The organism is Mesorhizobium sp. M4B.F.Ca.ET.089.01.1.1, assembly GCF_004022605.1.
In the GTDB taxonomy this organism is placed as follows: Bacteria; Pseudomonadota; Alphaproteobacteria; order Rhizobiales; family Rhizobiaceae; genus Mesorhizobium; species Mesorhizobium abyssinicae.
On record NZ_RZOS01000432.1, the window covers coordinates 1 to 4,755 of the forward strand.

The 4,755-nt window shown below is 65.1% G+C and carries 5 protein-coding genes and 1 pseudogene; 5 read left to right on the forward strand and 1 reads right to left on the reverse strand.

Going from position 1 to position 4,755, the window contains the following annotated elements:
• A pseudogene (locus tag EN780_RS27775) lies at nt 1-408 on the reverse strand (nucleotidyltransferase family protein); the annotation flags it as partial.
• A gap of 498 nt (nt 409-906) precedes the next feature.
• Between EN780_RS27775 and EN780_RS27780 the strand changes: the two are divergent.
• The 5 genes from EN780_RS27780 to EN780_RS27800 form a co-directional block, all read left to right on the forward strand.
• Nucleotides 907-1,059 (forward strand): lasso peptide, encoded by a 153-nt coding sequence (locus EN780_RS27780; protein WP_126056859.1) that lies wholly within the window; start codon nt 907-909, stop codon nt 1,057-1,059.
• A gap of 226 nt (nt 1,060-1,285) precedes the next feature.
• Entirely contained in the window at nt 1,286-1,585 is a 300-nt protein-coding gene (locus EN780_RS27785; protein ID WP_127311118.1) for a PqqD family protein, read from the forward strand.
• Complete coding sequence (locus EN780_RS27790) at nt 1,578-1,985, forward strand: lasso peptide biosynthesis B2 protein (RefSeq protein ID WP_245500158.1); 408 nt, start codon at nt 1,578-1,580, stop codon at nt 1,983-1,985. The genes EN780_RS27785 and EN780_RS27790 overlap by 8 nt, the downstream gene beginning before the upstream one ends.
• A 3-nt stretch (nt 1,986-1,988) precedes the next feature.
• Nucleotides 1,989-3,905: a lasso peptide isopeptide bond-forming cyclase gene (locus tag EN780_RS27795; protein WP_128275899.1), complete on the forward strand. Its 1,917-nt coding sequence runs from the start codon at nt 1,989-1,991 to the stop codon at nt 3,903-3,905.
• Nucleotides 3,902-4,755 (forward strand): serine kinase (locus EN780_RS27800; RefSeq protein ID WP_245500159.1); only part of this gene is annotated, 854 nt, incomplete at its 3' end. The genes EN780_RS27795 and EN780_RS27800, both read left to right, overlap by 4 nt.

Here is a 4,755-nt window from a genome sequence, read left to right on the forward strand (position 1 = left end):
CTTCATGAAGTGATCGCCATAGAGCAGTTGCTGCTGGAACGGTCCCTTCAGGAACACGAAATCGATCTGCCGGTCGCGCAGCACCTGGTGGATGGCCAGCGAATCCATGATGCCGGACGAGTTCATCGAGACCGTGCGGCGGCGGTAGGTGTCGAGCCAGCCAAGCAGTTCGGACGACCCCCCGCCGGCCCCCGCACGGGACAAGGCCTTGAGGACGAAGATCGCGACCTTGTTCAGTCTGGCGATGTCGGCAACCGTGGCGATGGAGATGGACGGCGCCGACGCCCCGCCTGCCACCGCGTCCGTGGCGGGCGAGAAGAACAGCCTCAGGCAGGCCTGCACATAGGCGACCTCGTCGGCGCAGTCGGCCGCGCGCAGCCTTTGGTAAGCACTTTCCTGCACGGCCATTCCCGACAAGGTCCTCGCAAAAATCTCCCGACGCGTTATATTGCAACTGCGAAGGAAAGCATCGCTAAAATCATCGCCGCCGTCCAGCTTTTCCTCCGGCGGGGCGGCTGGCTGCAACTGTAGCGTTTACAAGCCATCGCGCGGCGGCGACCCGCCTGGCGGTCCAGCCCAGACCCGGGACCGGCATGAATTCGGCGCCTCGCGCACCAATATTCTACATGCCTACAATGCAGGCATTAGAGTCAAAAAATTTATCATAATCAAATCATATGCTTAAATAGGCGTCACGGACGCGTCGTTGAATTCCCTTATGAGGTGAGGCCAGGATGGCGCGTGCGAAAGGTTTGATCACCAACCAAGGCAAGCGCAACCAAGAATTGATTAATGGTTGGTAAATCAGGCTTGACTCATTTAGGGTGCCATGCAGCTATTGCGTTGCAGCATAGAAATGTGCTGCCGGCACTCGACAGGCCGTTTCCAGTCCTATCGGAGAGTAAAATGGAACAGAATGTTGAAAAGCAAGAGTACGAGACGCCAAGCCTGACGGTTCACGGTTCGATCGAAACGATCACGCAAGGCGGCTCGGGTACGACGGCGCTCGACGCGGCATTCCCCGCGCACACGCCTTTCGACCAGCTTACGTTCTCTTGAGCTTGATTGTGTTCCGGGGCGAAGAAGTTGGGGCTCCGAATACATCTTCTCGGAGAGCCGGGGGATCCATTCCCCCGGCTTTCTGCCCGGAGCCAGAACTGTCCCGGTGAACCGGGAAGAGATCTCGGCTTCTGCTCGACCATGACCTCTCCTGGACGGATCGGCTGAGGTCGATCGATCCTGTCCCGGAACTGACGAAGCGTAGCGTTTTGTAGGGAGGTTTAGGATGACCTGGGATCCGGCGGATCAAGACCGCGTAACCGCCACCAGCGATGCCGTGGCTTGTGAATTCGGCAGCGGACTGGCGTTGCTCAACCTGAAATCCAACATCTACTACAGCCTGAACAGCGTCGGCGCCTATATCTGGGAACTGATCCAGGAACCGCGGCCGATCGCCGACATCCGCACCGCGGTGCAGACGCGCTACGACGTCGATCCGGAGCGCTGCAAGGCCGATGTCGACGGGTTGTTGAAAGGCCTGGCCGAGGCAGGGCTTGCGAGGCTCCACCATGAGGAACTTGTCTAGGCTCCTCTCGCTGAGCGGCCCGCAGGTGCTGTTTCTGGCGCGCTGCCTGCTGGTGGTCGCCGCCGCGCGGCTGGGGCTGACGCTGTTTTCCTTCAACCGTGTCCGGAGCCTGGTGACGCGGCTCGACGCGCGCGAGGCGGCCAGCGTCGCCGATCTGAGACACATCGCCTGGGGTGTCGCTGCGGCCGCTCGCCTTGTCCCCCATGCAAGCTGCCTTACCCAGGCGCTGGCGGGCCAATACCTTCTCGCCCGCAAGGGCAAGGCCTCGAACATACGCATCGGCATCGAGCAGAACACGGGCGCCGAGCTGAAGGCGCATGCCTGGCTGATGAGCGGCAACCACATCGTGCTGGGTGGCTCGCTTGCCGGATTCGCCCATCTCGTCGACCACGGTCACTAGACGATGAGCGGCGTGGCCGGAATCCTGTCCAGGCGCAATGGCAAGCCCGCCCCCGCGGCCGACATCCAGCAGATGCTGGCGCGCATGCGGCACCGCGCCCGCGACGGCGCCTCGTGGTGGTCCGACACGATTATCACGCTTGGCCATGCCTGGCTGAACACGACGGACGAGGCAGGACCGGGCCCGCTGACGATGGCCGGCGGCAGGCTGGCGATCACCGCCGACTGCCGGCTGGACAACCGCGACGAATTGCTGGCCAGGCTCGGTATCCGGGACAGGTCGGTCGCCGACGCCACGCTGGTGATGCGCGCCTATCTCAACTGGGGCGAAGCCTGCCCCACCTATCTGCAAGGCGACTTCGCCCTCGCCATCTGGGACAGCGAACGCCAGGCGCTGTTTTGCGCCCGCGACCATTTCGGGGTCAAACCTTTCTACTATCATGTGAGCGACCGGCGGTTTGCCTTCGCGTCGGAGATCGGACCGCTTCTCGGCCTCGATGAGGTCGGCACCCGCCTCAGCGAGCACCAGATTTCCGGCTTTCTCGCAGGGCTGCCGGATGATCCGCAATCCACGGCTTACACCGACATCTTTCGCTTGCCGGCCCGCCACAGCCTGACGGTGACGGACAGCCAGGTGGCGCTGCGCCGCTACTGGCAGATCGAGCCGTCGCGACGGCCGCTTCGATCGGATGCCGCCGAAGAATTCCGGCACCTGTTTTCGCAATCCGTCCGCAACCGCATGCGCGGCACCGATGCGGTTGGCGCGATGCTGAGCGGCGGCCTCGATTCCTCCTCGATCGCCTGCGTGGCCGGGCTGGAGAATAGGGCGCGGAGAAAGCCGAAACTGCCGACCTTCTCGCTGATCTTCGAGAAGGGATCCTCGATGGACGAAAAGCCCTTCATCGACGCGGTGCTTGGCAAGCCGAGCCTCGACGGCACGTTGATTGCCGTCGGCAACTATGCGCCGTTCGCCGAGTTCGAGCGCATCCTGGAGGAGCAGGAAGGCACCTTCCTGGCGCCCGGCCTGTCGCTGACGCGCAGCATCTACCGGACCGCGGGCGCGAAGGGCGTGAAAGTGCTGCTCGACGGTCATGGCGGCGACGAGGTGGTGTCGCAGGGCCACGGCCATCTGCACGAACTGGCCGATGCCGGCAGATGGATGGAGCTGTGGCGCGAATTGCGCGGCGCCTCCAACACCTATGGCGACGGCATGCTCGGCATGTACTTCAAATTCCTGACCGTCTACGGACCAGCCTGGCGGATCGCCAAATTGCGCGGGATGGCCAATCGCATCCTCGGCAGGCTGCGGCGCGGGCCGGCGCCGGCGCCGAGCGGCTGGGGCGGCCTGGTCAATCCGGAGCTTGCCCGGCGCACCGAGCTTGCCGAGCGGTTCCACAGGGCCGGCTACATGCCGTCCAGCGTCAGCGCCAGCGAGGCGCTGACGCATCGCTGGATCCTGTCGACGGGGCTGGTGCCGCACGCCTTCGAGGTGCTCGACAAGGCCGCCGCCAATTTCGGCATCGAGCCGCGCTATCCGTTCTGGGACAAGCCGCTGGTCGAGTTCTGCCTGGCGCTGCCGGGCGAGGAGAAGCTGAACCGAGGCTTTGGCCGCTACGTGCTGCGCCGCGCCATGGACGGCATCCTGCCGCCCGCTGTGCAGTGGCGACGCGACAAGATCGATTTCACGGCCAACCTGGTCAAGGGCATGGTCGGCAACCACCGCGACCTGCTGGACAGGGTGCTGGTGTCGGACGCCGGCCTGATTGAGCCCTATGTCAATCTGCCGGAGGTGACCGCCGCCTATGCCCGCATCCTGCGGCGGCCGGACGAGGCGGAGCCGCTGGACGTGCAATATGTCTGGCGCTCGACCTCGCTGTCGCTCTGGCTGCGTCAGGTCAAACTCGGCGGGAGCCACGCATGATGTCGTTCAACGGTTCGCTTGCGCACGATCTTCGACAGGACCCGGCCCGGCCGGCGGCCGAGAGCGGCCGGGAGCGCCGCTTCTACCGCGCCTATGGGCTGACGATCAGTTCGGAGGTGGCCCTGCCCGAGCTGGAGGCAACGGCGCCGGCAGCCGCCGACGTGGTGATCGCGGTCGGCCCGATCGACTATCCAAAACCCCGGTCCGAAGCCGGAATCGCCTTCCGCTTCGAGCCTTCGCGCCAGTATCTGGCCTGGGACGCGGTTGGCGCCTTCCTGGTCAGCGATGCCCGCCGCATCGACATCGAGCCGGCGCCCGGCATTGACGACCAGCTGATCGCCTTCCCGCTGCTGGGACCGGTCATGGCGCTGCTGCTGCATCAGCGCGGCCTGCTCGTGCTGCACGCCAGCGCGATCGCCGTCGGCGGCAGCAGCGCGATCTTCATGGGCGACAAGGGCGCCGGCAAGTCGACCACCGCCGGCGCCATGATCAGCGCCGGACACCGGCTGCTGACTGACGATGTCGTGGCGCTGGACCTGTCCAGGCCGGACGAACCGGTGATCGTTCCCGGCTTTCCGCAGCTGAAGCTCGCCGCCGATGCCGCCGCCGCGATCCCGATCCGGCAAGCGGAAGTGCGTCCGCAAGCGCATCCGGCGATCGACAAGGCGCAGCATCGCCTGCATGGCGGATTTGCCGGCGACGCGGTTTTGGCAACGCGGATCTACATCCTGCAGCGCGGCGACAAGGCCGCGGCCTCGCGCCTGCCCGGGCCAGGCGCCCTGTCGGCGATCATCAAATTCTCCTACGTGACGCGCTTCGGCCGCGCGGCGCTGGTCGGCGACTTCGCCGC